The following is a 16,083-nucleotide window of genomic DNA, read 5'->3' on the forward strand; positions in this document are numbered from 1 at the left end:
AGCGGCAACACACGGAAGCCCGGAAACCGGCTTGACGTACGAAATTGCTATCCGGAGACCTGATTCAGATATGCCTTCAGATAACCATAATCGGGCGTCAGCTTCTTTTTGTGGACGATGACCGCCCCTTTCAGTTCCGGCGGAAGGTTCAGATCGGCAAAAGAGTCATCATAATCAGCGGCCGCAAGATGCGGAATCCATGGAGACAGCAGACTGCTGAACTGTTTGGAGGCTTCCCGGGGCAGTTCACTCGGCAGGATGTCAACAGCCATGACGGTTACGCCCGGTCCGTCAAAGCCCATGTTATGAGAATCGGTTTCCGGGTCATAAACAAAAACAGGATCCTCGATCTCCGTGGCTTTGACAGTGCATTCCACCGAACCATCCGGATCACAGGTAATATCGCCAATCACATTCAGATGCTGATTTTTTTCTCTAAGCCATTTTTTGGTTACCAGACGAGGGTAGCGCTCATCCCAATAAATACCGTTTACCAGCACATTTATATTGGGAAGGAACTCCTCAAAACGGGATTCATAATGATCCGGAAAGGCGATGTAATCCTGTAACGAGAACTTCTTGCCCTTTTTATGGACCATGTAATCGGCCGGAATCAGATTCACCTTGTAAATGGCACCGGGGTCAAGCCGGGACCGGTCAAGATCCCTCAGTTCGCCCGGAGCCAGCTCTGTGACGGGAAGCAGATCCAGTATTTCAAGCGCACCCTGAGCCACGTTTCCGTCACCGGTTACGGCGAATATGAGCGGACCTGCCCCTTCTCCGGGTCCGGATGAGGCAATGGCTTCTCCGGACCGCCGGATGTCCTCTTTGGCAGCTTCAAGCGAGTCATAACGGGAAGCCTGTTTTATTGTTGAAAACGGTGTAGCCTTTCCCAGTTTCTCATATCGCTGCCCGGTCGACCATAATGTATTGATCATACCGGCGATCCCGGCATACCGGCCGAAAAAGATCAGGCGATTCCCGTTCTGATCCAGAATGCGCTCATAGTCGATCAGTGTCGCCCCGGATTCCATGATATCCCTGAGCATTGCCATATTCTGTCGTTGTCCTTTGATGACATGGGAAAAGTACACACAGACCATTCCGGGCCGGAATGATCCGACCGGCATCTCCTTGACGCCCAGCACAATGTCACAAAAAGAAACATCATCAACTATCCCTGCACCGGCATCTTCAAACTCGGCATGAGTGAAAATCCGCTTTTGTGATCTTTCCACATAAACGGGTATGCCGTGTTCATTGACAAGTTTCCGGACATCCGAAGGAACCAGCGGCGTGCGTCGCTCCGGAGCATATTTGTCTTCATGGCGAATGCCCAGCGAATTCATGTGCTTAGTGTTTGGATTTATGTGATCAGATGTAATGCCCGACACGTAACTAATCAGGTGTCTGTGTGCCCGGCAACCGATCGGATCACGGGCATGTTACATCTGTTTAAAAATTTAGATACAAGCGGTCTCACCCATCATTCCCAATAAAACGCTACAGGGCAACCTGCATTTGAACCGTCAGCAAGTTACCGGGATCGTGCTGAGATCGTCTGTCATTACGGATTTCATAATTGACGCTAACACGATTGTGTCCCTGAAAGTAGTAATTCAGCCCGGCAGTGATACTGGTGAAGCCGGCATCCGAGAAATCCGCATCAGAATTGGGATGAAGCATTTCGAACCGGGCGATGGCCTGCAGTTCATCCGTAAGGTCGTAACCGGCCAGCAGATATCCCCCGAAATGATCGCGATCACTTGTACCCACGCGCTGATCCTTCCGGAAAATGTACTCTCCCCGCAACAGCAATTCATCTGCGCGATAGGTGGCATCCACCCCGAGACGGAACCGGTCGCGCTCAACATTTCCAACAGGATACTGTCCGATGTGGAACGACAAGCCAAGATTAAGCTCCGAAGAAGCCTGATAGCCGAATCGTCCCAACAGATCCTTGGGATCGATCTGCTCCGGATTATTGGCACCGGTTCCGTTTACCAGTGCAATGGCATATGTGACATTTTCGTGCGAACCAAAGGCCTGAATACCGATATCGCGGAACATGGCATGCACATTCAGCCTTTGGATAGTTTCTGTGCGCTCAATCGCCGGATTACGGAAAATGGGTTCCGGACCTTCCAGTCCGAACGGGACCAGGAACTGGCCGGTGCGAACAGTAAGCATGGGATGCAGATCAAGGTCAACAAAGCCGTTGACAAGCCTTGGAGTCCTGTCCGGTGGCTCAACAGCCCCGGCAACAATATTTACGGAGATCATATCAGTCAGACTGCCGGTAAGCCCGACCCGGGCACGATGAATGGAAAAAGCGGCAGGGTCATCAGAGTCGTGTTCCCAGCTGAAGTGCTGCTGCATGAACCCGGTTACCTGATAGGACGGATACTCCCCGTCCTGTGCTGATGCTGCAGAAGCGAAAGACAGCAGCATAATGAAAGGCAGAAAAAGCAAAACGGAATATTTCATAACTCCTCCGGTGAATTAATGATTTTTTTAAAAAAGAATAAAAGCATCCCGACTGATGACTATGTAAAATTGTAATGTTTGCTGAAAAATGATCGCGGCAACGACAGTTTGTGAACAGCCAATCTGTATCATTGCCAATCAACATTGCCGATTAGGTTTTTAAATATCATTTCAATCGCTACTTTTGGAAAGTATAACAAATTCTGAATAAATCATTGCTTGAATAAGATGGAAGAGTCCGGTCATAATATTATTCGCTGGGTAGTTTCAAAACTCCCCGAACAATTACAGGTCACTCATATTGAAACGCTGGCAGGCATCATACTGCTGGCTCTGATTGTTCTGTTCCTTCATCTGATTGTGAGACGATGGCTGATACGGCTGCTCAACAAACTTGGTGAGAAGGCCAATCATCCGTGGTATGATGCTTTGCTTAAAAACCGCGTTCCTCAGCGCGGGCTGTTCATCTTGCCGCTGCTCATTTTCTACATTGGTTTTGACTGGGTATCTGACCTGCCGGAGGAGTGGCTCGATTTTTTCACAAGGATCATAAACTCTATGATGGTACTCGTCTTTGCTCGGACCATCGATGCTTTTTTATCAACTGTTCACAGCATTCACATAACACAGCCCGGATCCAATCGCCGTCCCATAAAAAGCTATATACAGCTTGGTAAAGTTCTGGTCTATCTTGTTGCTGCCATTTTAATTATTGCTCAGCTCGCCGGGCTTTCACCCTGGTTCTTCCTAAGCGGTATTGGTGCCATCACCGCTATACTGATGCTGATTTTTCGCGATACACTGCTTTCACTTGTAGCCAGTGTCCAGCTTACCAACAACGATCTCATCCGTGTCGGAGACTGGATCGAAATGGAACAATTCGGTGCAGACGGAAATGTAATTGATATTGCACTCAATAACGTGCGTGTCCAGAACTGGGACAAGACCTTTGCGGTTATTCCGACTCATAAATTCCTGGAGCATAGTTTCAGAAACTGGCGGGGCATGCAGGAAAGCGGCGGGCGGAGAATGATGCGTTCTCTTCTTATCGATATTGAGAGCGTGAGGTTTCTTACACTCTCCGAAGTAGAGCGTCTGAAAGAATCTTATCTTCTGAAAGACTATATCGAAAAAAAGCTGGACGAAGTCGGCAGATATAACCAGAAATTCCTGACCAAGCCGGGTATTGTCACCAACGGCAGATGGCTAACAAATGTCGGCACTTTTCGGGCATATGCTTTTGAATATCTGAAGCATCACCCCCGGACAAACAAAGAACTGTTCACACTTGTCCGGCAGCTGGAGCCAACAGCCCAGGGATTGCCGATACAGCTCTACGCCTTTGCAGACAGCACGCAATGGGCAAATTATGAGCACATTCAGGCCGATATTTTTGATCATATGCTGGCCATTCTGCCGGAATTCGGATTGCGGCACTATCAGCAGCCATCCGGAAAAAACATTGACCGTTTCATCAATTCAACGGGGATGCGGCGGGAGTGATCTTGTTGAGTCGTTCGGTTGCATGCGGGTATGAGACGGGCAAATGTGTCTAGCCACTCAGGTGGTCTTCCGATAGCCAGATCAGTTATTATCAAACCGGTACAAGCCATGGCTTCGTGCAGACCGCACAGCCCGGTCATATTCTGATCTGTAAATACCCCGGCTGATTTCGGCATACTTGTCCGGTTTCCGCAGCACCATTCCGTCGGGACGATACTGATCCATGATATTCACCCAGGTATCTTTGGATATTTCATTGGAAAGGAACCGGAATATCTCATCTGAGCCGGCGGTCTGCTCAGGCATAACAAGATGGCGGATGAGCAGTCCGCGAAGCGCAATGCCTTTTTCACTGAAACGGAGCGGCCCGACCTGCCTGTGCATCTCACGGACCGCTTCCCTGGCAACGTCCGGATAGTCTTCGGCTGCCATGAATCTGCGGGCATTTTCCCTGTCCCAGAATTTGAAATCAGGCATGTAAATATCAATGATGCCATCCATCAGTTCAAGGGAGTGCATGGAGTCATAGGCGCTGGTATTATACACCAAAGGTACGCGAAGCCCCTTTTCCACGGCGATCGGAATGGCTTCCATCAGCTGCGGCACGACATGTTCAGGCGTCACAAAGTTGATGTTGTGACACCCCGAGTTCTGGAGGTCAATCATGAGACCGGCCAGCTGACCGGCATCCAGTTCCGTCCCCTGCCCCTGCCAGGAGAGTTCATGATTCTGGCAAAAAACGCACTTAAGATTGCAGAACGAGAAGAATATGGTTCCGGATCCGTTCCGGCCTCGCAGCCCTGCCTCTTCCCCGTGGTGCGGAAACGCGCTGCTGACATTCGCGTATCGCCCTGACCGGCAAATGCCGTGTTCATCTTCCAGCCTGTTCACCCTGCAGTCACGCGGACAAACGATGCACTCTTCAAGCAATTTCAGGGCTTTTTCCCTGCGCTCCTCAAATATGCTGCTGTCCTGCTCATACAGCTTCAGGTATGCGGGGACAAACGTTTTCTCCGGAATTATCCAACGCTGCCCGCCAATATAGCCGGGAATAGTCTCCTGTTTTTTATACAGCCACATATCCGTAACTGTTTTTTGAAATTTTGCATGCAATGCTTCGTGAAATGCGGGTTTTAATAAGCCCGGGTGTACTCACCTGAACGTTCACTCTGCGTTAAAATTGACTATAAAAACCAATTATCCTTTTTTTACCGCTTCGATAAACAGAGGCGGCTCCAGATAAAAGGGAAAGTAGGCCGTTGAAATAATTTGGAACTTCTCAGTATCAATAACGCGAAGAGGCTCATTATCGAGATGGCAGTTGCCGGATATTTTTGACAGTGGCCTGGCCAGCACTTTTTGCAGTATCCTGAAAAAGCCGTTATGTGACAGTGTATGTTCCAGCAATATCAGTCTGCCGCCGGGCTTGAGTACCCGGAGTATTTCCGAGACCGTCTGTTCCCGGGAATTTACCGAGCATAGTGTAAAAGAACAGGTCACCGCATCAAAATGGCATGATTCAAACGGAAGCTGCTCAGCCACTCCTTCTACCAGCCGGATATCACCCCTGTGATTCTTTTTAAGCAGCGAGCCGGCTGCCTGAATTTTTTTGCGTTTTTTTTCCAGGCCAAAGACCTCATCAGCTTGCGCATAGCGCAGCAATGATGTCCCGTCGCCAAAACCGATTTCAAGAACACGGCCGGTCAGTGAGGCCAGTGCGGTATGATAGTGTTTTTCCCGGAAACGGTTATACGCGCTCATGATGACTGGTTCAATTACTGATATACCCTGATCGGAATCCGTTCTGACAATCTGATCCTCACGTTCTTGCTCCTGTTTTGCTGCACATCCCTGTACCAGTCCTCATCATGCTGCAGTCCCGTAGATTCCATAATCTGTCTTGCCAGTTTCATAGCCACCTCATTTGTTACTCTGATGGAGCCGTGTGATGCTGCCCTTCCTATTGATGACGGATCAATGGTTCCGTGTATAGATCTCGGCGCATCGTATATCAACTGTGCACGCCCGAGGGGATTATCGGGATCACCCGGAGCCATGATGGCACGATACCAGGCCCATTCCTCATCCGGCGGATGCCACCACGGATTCCACACCACCTCATAGACGCTCCAGTTTCCGGTACGTGTGGGCCAGTCCGGCTTTCCCACAGCCACCGGGTAGGTCGCTACTCGATCGCTGCCATCATAAACGTAAAGTTCACGGGTACGGATATTTACCTCCAGCCGCATGTCCTTCAGGACAGGAATGACGGGTTCCTTCAAGAATTCAGGGACATCGGAAATCATCAGAGAGTCTATTGATGCCATTGAATCGATACGCTGAAAAAAATCAGCTTCGTCAGCAATGAAATAGTGATCACCCTGAACCCCGGTATTTTTCAGGCTGTCACCGGGCAACGGAGCATTTCCGGAGGCCGGATCTGATAACACAAGGATGATAAAACTGAAGAAAACTGCGAAATATGAAATAAAACAGCGCTGTTTGCCGACGTTAAGTGAGTTCAAACATTTTTTCATACTTATTCTGACGGATGGTAGAATAACGGACATGAAAAATCTCATCTCATACCACAATAAGGCTTTTTTCGTTTTTTTAGTATATTTCTTTGATCCTTATCAAAGGAAATAGTTGCCAAACGATAATATACACTTTTTTACAGCTCAACTGATGAAATTACCCCGGTTTCTGGTCATCTCCGCTCTGCTGGTGCTTTCAGCCTGCATTGAAGATGAGACCCAGGATTTTGACAACGCTGATGACATTGCCTACCTTGAAGATTATGCCGATCGGGATGATGTGACGATCACCGACAGCGGACTGATGTATCGTGTCCTGGAGACCGGTGATGGTGATTCCCCGGAGCAGTCGTCCGAGGTCAGAGTACATTACACGGCAACCCTTGTTGACGGCGATGTGATCGACAGCTCACATGACCGGGATGAGCCTGCCCGTTTCTTTGTCAATGACCTCATCACCGGATTTTCTGAAGGTCTGATGCTTATGCAGGAAGGTGATATATTTGAGCTGGTCCTGCCTGATTTCCTTGCATACGGAGAGTTCCCGCCTCCCGGCAGCGGGATTCATCCCGGCGCCACGCTCATTTTCGAAGTGGAGCTGATCGAAATCATTACCGAAGAAGAAGAGGAAGAAAACGGTGATGATAATGACAATGGTGACGATAATAACGGTGATGAGGAAAACGGCAATAACGATAACAATGATGATCATACCGAAGCGTAATCATCACCGCCCTGCCGCTTCAGCCACATGATGATCAATCGAATACCAGAGTGCGCATCTGTTCCGCGAGGCTTTTGCAGCTGTTGACTTTGTCAACATCGTTGCAGAAAAAAACCTCTTCGTCTTCAAGCACATCCGACTTGCTGCAGTGCATGCCCTCGAAATCGATGCTGGCAATTCGCTTGTCAAACTGCTTGCAATACTCGGCCATTTCCATAACCGTCAGCTCATGAGGAGATTTTTCTGAGTCGGGACCGTTGTACTTCTTGTAATAATAGTAAAGGTAATGATGGAGTGCACGGCGGGCAAAAAAGCAGGCTGAATACAGAACAACATCGTGTGACGGGCGGTAAAGCTCTTCCTGAGACCGGCCGTAGTCGATTTCTGCCTGATCCAGAATCTGTTTCAATTCATATGGCTTGCTGAATCCGTCGTTAGCCTGATGAGAATTAGCATGTGACATAATAGTATCCCGTTGTATGTGAAGCTAAATGATTTCAATAATATAAACGCAGATGCGGTGCAAAAATGATCACCACATAACGCAATGAACAGTTTTTGGATATCATTGTCCAGTTAAAATGACAAAAAAACGGTATTTGGACTAAATCTACGTTTCAGATCACTGCCTCAAAGATACCACACGACATGCTTCAGCCTGCTGTTACAACGGATCGTCACACCCCGAACATGGTAACCGCGTTTTTCGCCCAGGTAACAATCGGCGTGAAATAGACGCCAAGAAACAGCACCGGAATAAGCAGTAAAATCAGTATTGCGACAGAGCTGCGGTCAAATGTCAGCGGACCGGAAGTCTCATCTGACGGATCCACGAGAAACATATTCCGGACTACACGGATATAATAGAAGAGTGAAATAATGGTAGCCAGACCGGCAACAGCAACCAGCCAGATCCATCCCGCACTTATGGTAGCACCGAAAATGTAGACCTTGGCAATGAAGCCGGCAGTGGGCGGAAATCCGGCAAGCGCCACCATAAAAATGGTCATCGCCACACTGAGAAACGGTGCACGCTGGCCCAGCCCCTCATAATCACTGATCTGCTCGGTATCAATTTTATCTGCAACCAGCATGACCACAAAGAAGGCACCCATATTCATGAACAGATAGATCGCAAGATAGATCATCATGGCACTGATGCCTTCGTCACTCAGCAGAGCAAGACCCATGAGGATAAATCCGGCGTGGCCGATGCTTGAGTAGGCCAGCAGTCTTTTGATATTCTCCTGCCACAATGCCATGAGATTGGCAATGAGCATGGTCAGCGCAGCCATAACGGCAATTACAACATTCCAGGGCATAACAGCGGCAATCCCTTCAAAGCCGGGGGTAGTCAGGGTTCCCGAATCAACAAAGGCCACACGGAAGAAACGGATCATCATGGCAAACCCTGCCACCTTTGAAGCGGTTGCCAGAAACGTCGTAATGGTTACCGGAGCTCCCTGATACACATCGGGCGCCCAGAAATGAAACGGTACCGCCGTAATCTTGTAGCTGAACCCAAGAATGATCATGATGACCGCAAGATACAGGGCCGCCGTCTGTTCCACCCCGTCCATCAAAGCTTCACGAATACCGTAAATATCAACCGCACCGGTCACACCAATCAGAAGCGAAATGCCGTAAATCAGAAAACCCGACGAAACCGATCCGAAGATGATGTATTTCATCGACGCTTCAGCCGATTTCCGGAGCGTTTTGGTGAATCCGGCCAGGACATAGGAGCTGATACTTGTCAGCTCAAAAGCCAGATACATCAGCAGCAGATTGGTCGCTCCCACCATCAGGAACATCCCGAAAATGACACCGGTAATTAGCATGTAGTATTCGCCGATGCGGGTGCTGTTGTGATCGAGTTCGCGGCTTTTGACCGAGAAAAGAACGATAAAGAGTCCGGCTATCAGCAACACGGCCTTGAAGAATACCGCGAACGGATCCACGGCCACTGTGTCGCTGAAAATGGAAACATTCCATCCGGCCTGACCCAACACCAGTGCCCCTGTCACCACCAGTCCGGCCAGCACCACCCAGGCCACGTTTCTGTTTCGCTCCTTCAGAATAAGATCCGCCACAATTGCCGCAATCAGCGTAATCGTCAGCGCAATCTCGGGAAGGAACCGGAAAATACTTTCAATAATGTGTTCAGCCATACCTTGTCAGATTATCAGAAAATCCTGCAGTTACAAATTAGTTCGTGGTTGTCGTTACCTGCCTGCAACATTCACAAATTCCACCAGATGACTCAGCGATGCGTTCATGAACTCGATGGCCGGACCGGGATAGACACCGAGGAAAATGACGATAATCACAAGCGGAATAAACATCAGCATTTCCCTGCCTGTGAGATCGGTAAGGGTTTTGTGCTTGTCATCCAGCTCGCCGAGGAAGACCCGCTGCACCGTCCAGAGAATGTAGGCGGCGGTCAGGACAATCCCGATCACCGAAATGATGGTTATCCACTTGAAGGCATCGAAAGCGCCGAGGAACGAGAAGAGCTCGCTGACAAACCCGCTGAGTCCGGGCAGTCCCAGCGCCGCAAACATGGCGACCATGGCAATTCCGGTATATTTCGGCATCTGGTTGGCTATGCCTCCAAAATCGTAAACCCCGCGCTTGTGCGTCCGGTCATAAAGTACGCCGACGATGAGAAAGAGCATGGCGGTAATGGTTCCGTGGTTGAACATCTGCAGTACTGCGCCCACGGTTCCCTGATTGGTGAGTGAGGCCATTCCAAGCATCACAATACCCATGTGACTGATGGATGAATAGGCGATCAGTTTTTTGAAGTCGTCCTGGGCCATCGCGCAAAGCGCACCGTAGATGATGCTGATCATGCCGAGTACCGCCATCAGGTACATGAAGTAGACGGTGCCGTCCGGCAGGATGGGATACATGATCCGCAGCATGCCATAGGTCCCCAGCTTAAGGAGGACACCGGCCAGGATGACACTGATCGGGGTTGGCGCTTCCACGTGCGCATCTGGAAGCCAGGTATGGAACGGGAACAGCGGTACCTTGATCGCAAAACTGATGAACAGCGCAATCCAGGCAACATAGCGCCAGGTCGTATCCATCCCGTACAGAATGGACCCTTCAACAAAATTCGCGGAGTTCATCATGTGCAGCAGGTTGAAGGTGTGCACCTGGTCACCGGCGTCGTTGGTATAGGCCACACTGAAGTAGAGCGCCAGCATGACCAGCAGCATCAGCACCCCGCCCAGAAAGGTATAGACGAAAAACTTGATTGCCGCATATTCGCGCCTGGGTCCGCCCCAGATACCGATGAGGAAATACATGGGCAGCAGCATGACTTCCCAGAAAATGAAGAACAGGAAGAAATCGAGCGCAACAAAAACGCCCATCATACCGGTTACCAGCAGCAAATAGAGCGCAAAGTAGCCCTTTACCTTCTCCTGGATCGTCCACGAGGATATGACCCCGATGACACTGATGAGCGCCGTCAGAAGCACCATCAGCACACTCAGACCGTCTATACCCAGGAAGTACATGATCTCGATCTTCCCGACCCAGGGCACGGCTTCGACAATGATCCATTCGAATTGTTCGACAAACTGAAAGCTGCCCGGATCGTTGATGCCGAGGGCTTCGCGGTCGAAAAGACCAAGCAGCACGACAGCCAGCACAAGCTGGATCCCGGTTACTGCCGCTGCCGTCCATCGCATGGCATTTTTTTGTTCATTCGGGATGAGCAGAACGATGAGCATCCCGACAATGGGAAGGAAGACGATCCATGTGAGAATACCGATGCCGAATATTGTAAATTCCATACCGTTACTTTATCTGTTTATGATTTTGCTGCCGGAATATTTGTGAAATTTTGTGCCGGATTAACCGCCGGTTGCGGAGGCCGGGCGAACTGTTCGCCTCAGATGGCCAGTATTAAAATGGTTATGATCAGGAATCCGAATACAGCGAAGACCAGGTAATTCTGGATGCTGCCTGTTTGTATCTTTCTGAGCCTCATTCCAATGGCTCCGGTGAAATTCGCCAGGAAGTTCACCAGACCGTCGACAAAGGTGTTGTCAATCCAGCCGCTGATTTTCGAAACGCTTCTGGTCACTGATCCTGCACCGTTGACAATACCGTCGACGATATTCATGTCAAACCAGTTTGAAATGCGGGTCAGACCCAGAGTGCCGTTGACAAATACGGCTTCATACATCTCGTCAAAGTACCATTTTTTGCGGGACCCGTGATAGAGCCACCCCATGGCTGACGCCATTTTGTCGGCGCTGACGGATCGCTTTTCATACACCATCCATGCAAATGCAAGTCCGCCAACGGCTATGACGATTGACAGAATCATGACGAGGGTATGCACCCGGCTGATGGCTTCGTAAAGGACCGGCCAGGTTGCCGGTGCGAGTGCTTCGGGGACAACGCTTGCCGGCCGTTCCAGCGCCTGGAAGAGCCAGCCGGATGAAGCTCCGAACGGATTGAAGCTGTAAAAAATGAATACCGATAATGCCGCAAGGATGACAAGCGGAATGCCCATGACTCCGGGAACTTCGCGTACGAGCGTCAGGCGCTCCTCATCAGCCGGTTTGCCGTGGAATGTGAGAATCAGAAGCCGGAACATGTAGAATGCCGTCATACCGGCGACGGCAAACGCTATGAGCGGCAGCAGGTAGTGTCCGTTCAGCGTGCTGAATGCAAGTGTACCGGCCAGGATTTCATCCTTGCTCAAAAAGCCGGATGTCAGCGGAATGCCGGAAATGGCCAGCGTGAATATGAGGAACGTCCAGTAGGTCAGCGGCATTCTGGATCGCAACCCTCCCATATTCCGCACATCCTGGGCATCGGTTTGATGATCGTGCTGCTTGTGCAGGGCGGCGTGCATCGCATAGATAACGGCCCCGGAACCGAGAAAAAGTCCGGCCTTGAATGCAGCATGTGTGACAAGGTGCATGAACCCTGCTGCGTAGGCGCCCACACCCAGGGCGAGTATCATGTAGCCAAGCTGGCTGATGGTAGACCAGGCGAGCACCTTTTTTATATCATACTGCGTGATGGCGATGGTGGCTGCAATGAGTGCCGTAAGGGCTCCGATGTAAGCAATGACCAGAAGGGCGTCCGCCGTGAACAGCGGGAAAAGCCGGGCAACGAGAAACACACCGGCGGCCACCATCGTGGCGGCATGGATCAGGGCGCTGACAGGGGTCGGACCCTCCATGGCATCGGGCAACCAGACGTGAAGCGGGAACTGGGCGGATTTGCCAATGGCACCGCAGAAAATCAGCACACCGACGGCTGTCAGCCATGCCTGGCTTTCAAAGGGCAGGTTGCCGGCTGAAACGGCACTGAAAATGGCATCAAACGAGAATGTCGAAAAGTGGACGAAGATGATCATGATACCGATGAACATGCCGGCGTCACCGACCCTGTTTACTACGAACGCCTTGATCGCGGCATTGGATGCCGATTTCTTCTCATACCAGTGTCCGATCAGCAGATATGAGCTCACGCCTACCAGCTCCCAGAAAATGTACATCATCAGAAGGTTGTGGGTAAGCACGATGCCCAGCATAGAAAACGTAAACAAGCCGAGGTAGGCAAAGTACCGGGAGTAACGCACATCGCCTTCGAGGTAGCCCATCGAGAAAAAGTGTACCAGCATACTGATGAGGGTAACCACGACAAGCATGATTGCCGACAGGTTGTCGATCAGTATGCCCAGCTCGACGGTCACTTCTCCGACGCCGGGAATACCTCCGAACGTTGCCCAGTTCCAGCCGGCGGTCACTGTTTCAGGCGTTGCCAGTTTTGCAAACATGATAACCAGTGATGCCAGAAAAGCGGCGGTCACTGTCGCAGTGGCCAGCCAGTCGCCCTCCCTGGGCATCCGCTTCCCGAAAAAAATCAGCAGCACAAATCCGGCCAGCGGAAGAAAAAGTGTAATAAGTGACAGCAGTATCAAGTTTTCCAATCCCATAATAATCTGGTTGAAGAGATGTTGTTCTACTCCTTAAGCTCGGTGATATGTTCGACATCCACAGACCCGAACCGGTTGTATATATTCAGTACAATGGCCAGGGCAACGGCCGCTTCGGCCGCGGCAATAATGATCACAAACAGGGCAATCATGTGCCCGTCAAGATCCAGCATACCATACCGGCTGAAGGCCACGATGTTGAGATTTGCCGAGTTGAGAATCAGCTCGATCCCCATCAGGATCATAATGATGTTTCTGCGGGATATCACAGCCAGCAATCCCAGCGAAAACAGGATGGCACTCACGACCAGGAAATGATTGAGTCCGGGCTCTGCCAGCCATTCAGGTAATACCATAACCTATAATGTTGAATGTGAATGGTTTCAATTTCAGTTGTACCGTTTTTTTAATATTCATGGTACCGGTCTCAGGATGTCTCTTGCTGTTTTTGATCCGGCACTTTCGGAGTGCGGGTTCTGGCGGACATCAGCACAGCGCCGATAATGGCCAGCAGGAGCAGGACACCGGCGACCTGAAAGGGCAGCATGAAATCCGTCAGAAGCAGCTCACCCAGTGCTGTCATGGACACCTCATCCGCTTCCAGCGGCACCAGCACCCAGCTGGTCGACAGGAAGACCATAATCAGAATGGCAGCCACAACAGCTGAAAAAATGGTTGCCGGCACCAGATTGACGGTCCGGGTTTTTACCTTTTCGAAATACCCTTTTGTTGTGAGCATAACCCCGAAAAGTATCAGGACCAGAATTCCTCCCACATAAACCAGCAGCTGTGTAACAGCCACAAAACCTGCATAAAGAAGGGCATAAAACACGGCCAGTCCGGCGAAGGTAAACATAAGTGCAAAAGCCGCATGCACAATGTTTTTGGTAAATACCATCACCGCTGCACTGCCTATGATCAGGATCGCAAACAGATAAAAAGCTAAAGCAAACAGATCCATAATGTTACCATACCAGTAAAGTTCAAATTGTAAAGTCTAATAAGTGATGTTCAATGATGTCGAAAAAATGATTCCGGCTCCGCACCGGCGGAGCTGTTCAAGCGCGGTTTCTGCTAACTGTCCGATTTCTTCTTTGCTTCTCTTTCAGCTTTACGGGCTGCGCGCCGAGCCTCCCTTTCAGCCCGTCGTGCTTCCTTGGCGGCATCGGCATCGGCATTCGTTGATGCGTCACTTTTTCCGGCACCGGCGGAAGCTTTTGATCCTCCGTCGTCTTCTGATCCGCCCTCTTTCTTTTCTTCGGCCTTTTTCTTCTTGGCCAGACGGGCCTCCTCTTTCTTGCGCCGCTTCTCCTCCTCTTCCTTCTCGAGTTTCGCCTGAGCTTCCTCAATTTGCTCCGGTGTCATGTCGGAAAAGGAGAAGAGAAGGTTGTCACGGTCATAAACCGAATATTCATAATCCGGAACCATGAATATGCAGTCAGTGGGACACGGATGCACACAGAGTTCACAATAGCAGCACTTGGCCAAGTCGATATCGAACTGGTTGACCCACAATTTCTTTTTGTGGCCGGTTGAAGTCTCGCCCAGATCGTCGTCGTCAGTGGACTTGATGGTTCCGATTTCGATACAGTCAACGGGACAGGCGCGCTCACACAGCCGGCAGCCGATGCAGTCATCGATGTTGACATCCAGCTTCATCCGCACTCTTTCCGGGAGCACATCGCGCTCTTCGGGATACTGAACGGTTACGGCCGGGCGGAAAAGATGCCGCCAGGTAACGCCCATACCGGTGAAGATGGTTTTGAAAGTATGATAGGTTTCTTGAAAGAATGAAAGCATAGTCTTACCGCTTTGGGTTTAAAAAATCATCTCCCAGAGTGCAATCAGAACAAGATTCACAAAAGAAAGAGGGATCAGGTATTTCCAGCACAGATTCATCAGCTGGTCCACGCGAAGCCGGGGGAGTGTCCACCGCAGCCACATCATTATGAAAACAAAAATCATGCCCTTCAGCAGCATCCAGAAGGCGCCCCATACCGGACCGTCCATGAATGAGCCGAACGGGCTGTTCCAGCCGCCAAAAAAGAGCGTTGCAGCCACCAGAGAAAGCAGCAGCATATCGGCATACTCGGTAAGCATGAAAATGCCCCAGCGCATACCGGAGTATTCGGTCTGGTAGCCGCCCACAAGCTCGGATTCTGATTCCGGCAGGTCAAACGGCACCCGGTGCGCCTCGGCCAGCATGGCGATAAAAAAGAGCACAAATGCGATCACCATGAACGGACTGTGGAAGATCATCCAGTTGGGAAGAAAACCGAGAAAGGCATTGCCTGACTGCAGCTCCGTCACTTCCATAAGATTCAGCGTGCCGGTTACTGTAATCACTGACAATATGGTAGCAATTACCGGAACTTCGTAGCTCACGGTCTGCGCCGCGGTCCGCATGGCCCCCAGAAGCGACCATTTGTTGTTGGATGCCCATCCGGCCATGATGATACTGAGCGACAGAATTGAGGTAATAGCGATAATATAGAATATGCCGACATCGAAATGGCTGCCCAGAAACTCGCTGCTCAGCGGAATGGCAACAAAAGCACCGTAGGATGCGGCAAACGCAATGAATGGTGCCATTTTGAAAAGAAACCGGTCGGCATTGGCCGGCACGATATCTTCCTTTTGAATCATTTTGAGCAAATCGGCGATGGTCTGAGCCCAGCCGTGCCAGCCTCCGACCCGCATCGGTCCCAGCCGCCCCTGCATATGGGCCGAAACTTTCCTTTCAAGCCATATGGCAAAAAGCGCATAGATCAGGATGATCGTCAACGGGATAAAGGAAAAGGCCAGTATGGCCAGGGCTTCTGAAGGAAATATGGTTTCCAGATATTCCAGCATAGTTA

Annotated in this window: 15 protein-coding genes; 2 read left to right on the forward strand and 13 right to left on the reverse strand. The window is 50.4% G+C overall.

Annotation, left to right across the window (positions count from 1 at the left end; genetic code table 11):
* Positions 1–47: 47 nt before the first annotated feature.
* Together NATSA_RS01200 and NATSA_RS01205 are read right to left on the reverse strand one after the other, a co-directional pair.
* Positions 48–1,349: a bifunctional lysine ketoglutarate reductase /saccharopine dehydrogenase family protein gene (locus tag NATSA_RS01200; RefSeq protein WP_210509592.1), complete on the reverse strand. Its 1,302-nt coding sequence runs from the start codon at positions 1,347–1,349 to the stop codon at positions 48–50.
* Positions 1,350–1,503: 154 nt separating this feature from the next.
* Positions 1,504–2,487, reverse strand: a complete 984-nt coding sequence (locus NATSA_RS01205; protein ID WP_210509594.1) for a porin — start codon at positions 2,485–2,487, stop codon at positions 1,504–1,506.
* 228 nt (positions 2,488–2,715) lie between these two features.
* Here NATSA_RS01205 and NATSA_RS01210 point away from each other — a divergent pair, with 228 nt between their 5' ends.
* A complete protein-coding gene (locus NATSA_RS01210; protein ID WP_246481595.1) occupies positions 2,716–3,990 on the forward strand; it encodes a mechanosensitive ion channel family protein in 1,275 nt (424 codons plus the stop codon).
* A gap of 81 nt (positions 3,991–4,071) precedes the next feature.
* Here the strand turns inward: NATSA_RS01210 and NATSA_RS01215 are convergent, their stop codons facing one another.
* The 3 genes from NATSA_RS01215 to NATSA_RS01225 form a co-directional block, all read right to left on the reverse strand.
* Positions 4,072–5,070, reverse strand: coding sequence for a radical SAM protein (locus tag NATSA_RS01215; protein WP_210509599.1), 999 nt, complete (start codon positions 5,068–5,070; stop codon positions 4,072–4,074).
* 117 nt (positions 5,071–5,187) lie between these two features.
* Entirely contained in the window at positions 5,188–5,751 is a 564-nt protein-coding gene (locus tag NATSA_RS01220; RefSeq protein WP_210509602.1) for a class I SAM-dependent methyltransferase, read from the reverse strand.
* A 14-nt stretch (positions 5,752–5,765) separates the two neighbouring features.
* The gene (locus NATSA_RS01225; protein ID WP_210509604.1) at positions 5,766–6,440 is read right to left on the reverse strand and encodes a L,D-transpeptidase; all 675 of its coding nucleotides are present in this window, start codon (positions 6,438–6,440) and stop codon (positions 5,766–5,768) included.
* 238 nt (positions 6,441–6,678) lie between these two features.
* On the opposite strand from NATSA_RS01225, the gene NATSA_RS01230 reads away from it, so the two are divergent.
* Positions 6,679–7,251, forward strand: a complete 573-nt coding sequence (locus NATSA_RS01230) for an FKBP-type peptidyl-prolyl cis-trans isomerase (RefSeq protein ID WP_210509607.1) — start codon at positions 6,679–6,681, stop codon at positions 7,249–7,251.
* Positions 7,252–7,285: 34 nt separating this feature from the next.
* On the opposite strand, the gene NATSA_RS01235 is transcribed toward NATSA_RS01230, so the two are convergent.
* The 8 genes from NATSA_RS01235 to nuoH form a co-directional block, all read right to left on the reverse strand.
* Positions 7,286–7,714 (reverse strand): hypothetical protein, encoded by a 429-nt coding sequence (locus tag NATSA_RS01235; protein WP_210509609.1) that lies wholly within the window; start codon positions 7,712–7,714, stop codon positions 7,286–7,288.
* A gap of 214 nt (positions 7,715–7,928) precedes the next feature.
* Positions 7,929–9,422, reverse strand: coding sequence for an NADH-quinone oxidoreductase subunit N (locus tag NATSA_RS01240; RefSeq protein WP_210509612.1), 1,494 nt, complete (start codon positions 9,420–9,422; stop codon positions 7,929–7,931).
* A gap of 54 nt (positions 9,423–9,476) precedes the next feature.
* Entirely contained in the window at positions 9,477–11,060 is a 1,584-nt protein-coding gene (locus NATSA_RS01245) for a complex I subunit 4 family protein (RefSeq protein WP_210509614.1), read from the reverse strand.
* Between the two features lie 98 nt (positions 11,061–11,158).
* Positions 11,159–13,225 carry an NADH-quinone oxidoreductase subunit L gene (gene nuoL / locus NATSA_RS01250; RefSeq protein WP_210509616.1) on the reverse strand — a complete coding sequence of 689 codons (2,067 nt, stop codon included), beginning with the start codon at positions 13,223–13,225 and terminating at the stop codon, positions 11,159–11,161.
* Positions 13,226–13,251: 26 nt separating this feature from the next.
* Positions 13,252–13,581: an NADH-quinone oxidoreductase subunit NuoK gene (gene nuoK / locus NATSA_RS01255; protein WP_210509619.1), complete on the reverse strand. Its 330-nt coding sequence runs from the start codon at positions 13,579–13,581 to the stop codon at positions 13,252–13,254.
* A 71-nt stretch (positions 13,582–13,652) separates the two neighbouring features.
* Entirely contained in the window at positions 13,653–14,186 is a 534-nt protein-coding gene (locus NATSA_RS01260) for an NADH-quinone oxidoreductase subunit J family protein (RefSeq protein WP_210509621.1), read from the reverse strand.
* A 113-nt stretch (positions 14,187–14,299) separates the two neighbouring features.
* The gene (locus NATSA_RS01265) at positions 14,300–15,025 is read right to left on the reverse strand and encodes a NuoI/complex I 23 kDa subunit family protein (protein WP_210509623.1); all 726 of its coding nucleotides are present in this window, start codon (positions 15,023–15,025) and stop codon (positions 14,300–14,302) included.
* 18 nt (positions 15,026–15,043) lie between these two features.
* Positions 15,044–16,078 carry an NADH-quinone oxidoreductase subunit NuoH gene (gene nuoH / locus NATSA_RS01270; protein ID WP_210509626.1) on the reverse strand — a complete coding sequence of 345 codons (1,035 nt, stop codon included), beginning with the start codon at positions 16,076–16,078 and terminating at the stop codon, positions 15,044–15,046.
* Positions 16,079–16,083: the final 5 nt, after the last annotated feature.

Source organism: Natronogracilivirga saccharolytica, from assembly GCF_017921895.1.
Lineage (GTDB): Bacteria > Bacteroidota > Rhodothermia > Balneolales > Natronogracilivirgulaceae > Natronogracilivirga > Natronogracilivirga saccharolytica.

What these genes read in the sequence shown, in the direction of transcription:
- NATSA_RS01235 (WP_210509609.1), bottom strand. Translation starts at nt 7,714, where the DNA reads ATGTCACATGCTAATTCTCATCAGGCTAACGACGGATTCAGCAAGCCA.
- nuoL (WP_210509616.1), bottom strand. Translation starts at nt 13,225, where the DNA reads ATGGGATTGGAAAACTTGATACTGCTGTCACTTATTACACTTTTTCTT.
- NATSA_RS01240 (WP_210509612.1), bottom strand. Translation starts at nt 9,422, where the DNA reads ATGGCTGAACACATTATTGAAAGTATTTTCCGGTTCCTTCCCGAGATT.
- NATSA_RS01215 (WP_210509599.1), bottom strand. Translation starts at nt 5,070, where the DNA reads ATGTGGCTGTATAAAAAACAGGAGACTATTCCCGGCTATATTGGCGGG.
- NATSA_RS01245 (WP_210509614.1), bottom strand. Translation starts at nt 11,060, where the DNA reads ATGGAATTTACAATATTCGGCATCGGTATTCTCACATGGATCGTCTTC.
- NATSA_RS01260 (WP_210509621.1), bottom strand. Translation starts at nt 14,186, where the DNA reads ATGGATCTGTTTGCTTTAGCTTTTTATCTGTTTGCGATCCTGATCATA.
- nuoH (WP_210509626.1), bottom strand. Translation starts at nt 16,078, where the DNA reads ATGCTGGAATATCTGGAAACCATATTTCCTTCAGAAGCCCTGGCCATA.
- NATSA_RS01220 (WP_210509602.1), bottom strand. Translation starts at nt 5,751, where the DNA reads ATGAGCGCGTATAACCGTTTCCGGGAAAAACACTATCATACCGCACTG.
- NATSA_RS01200 (WP_210509592.1), bottom strand. Translation starts at nt 1,349, where the DNA reads ATGAATTCGCTGGGCATTCGCCATGAAGACAAATATGCTCCGGAGCGA.
- NATSA_RS01205 (WP_210509594.1), bottom strand. Translation starts at nt 2,487, where the DNA reads ATGAAATATTCCGTTTTGCTTTTTCTGCCTTTCATTATGCTGCTGTCT.
- NATSA_RS01210 (WP_246481595.1), top strand. Translation starts at nt 2,716, where the DNA reads ATGGAAGAGTCCGGTCATAATATTATTCGCTGGGTAGTTTCAAAACTC.
- nuoK (WP_210509619.1), bottom strand. Translation starts at nt 13,581, where the DNA reads ATGGTATTACCTGAATGGCTGGCAGAGCCCGGACTCAATCATTTCCTG.
- NATSA_RS01265 (WP_210509623.1), bottom strand. Translation starts at nt 15,025, where the DNA reads ATGCTTTCATTCTTTCAAGAAACCTATCATACTTTCAAAACCATCTTC.
- NATSA_RS01230 (WP_210509607.1), top strand. Translation starts at nt 6,679, where the DNA reads ATGAAATTACCCCGGTTTCTGGTCATCTCCGCTCTGCTGGTGCTTTCA.